Source organism: Acinetobacter sp. ACZLY 512 (genome assembly GCF_023614015.1).
Classification (GTDB): domain Bacteria; phylum Pseudomonadota; class Gammaproteobacteria; order Pseudomonadales; family Moraxellaceae; genus Acinetobacter; species Acinetobacter soli.
The window spans coordinates 1-345 of sequence record NZ_JAKIVI010000032.1 but is presented as its reverse complement, the minus strand read 5'-3'; the positions used below and the strand labels follow the sequence as shown (position 1 = coordinate 345).

Below are 345 nucleotides of genomic sequence, written 5' to 3'. Positions count from 1 at the left end.
CGCCGCAGCTTGGGCTTTATCTAACTGACCTTTATTGATTGCATCATTGGTGTTTATACCATCTGCAAGATTGCTGATCTTGTTATTACCTGCATTGATTCCCGCCCCAGTTACACTCACCGTCTTGGTCGAATCTGCTGGATTGGTGATTGTAAGTCCGTTGGTATCTAACTTGCTGTTCCCCGTCGTTACCGTCGTGAATGTCGGATTCGCAATCACGTTATAGCGATAGGTGTTGGTTGCTGCATCATACTCTGCCGTGGTGTTTGTACCATCTGCAAGGGTGATGGTTTCACCAAGCTTCACATTGTCTGAGGCACCTGTATTCGCTCGGAAGTTCAGGCC

At 47.8% G+C, this 345-nt stretch carries 1 protein-coding gene; it reads right to left on the bottom strand.

The features are described from left to right. Nucleotides 1-345, bottom strand: a 345-nt coding sequence (locus tag L2096_RS16030) for a hypothetical protein (RefSeq protein ID WP_250365862.1), incomplete at both ends; no start/stop codon positions are given.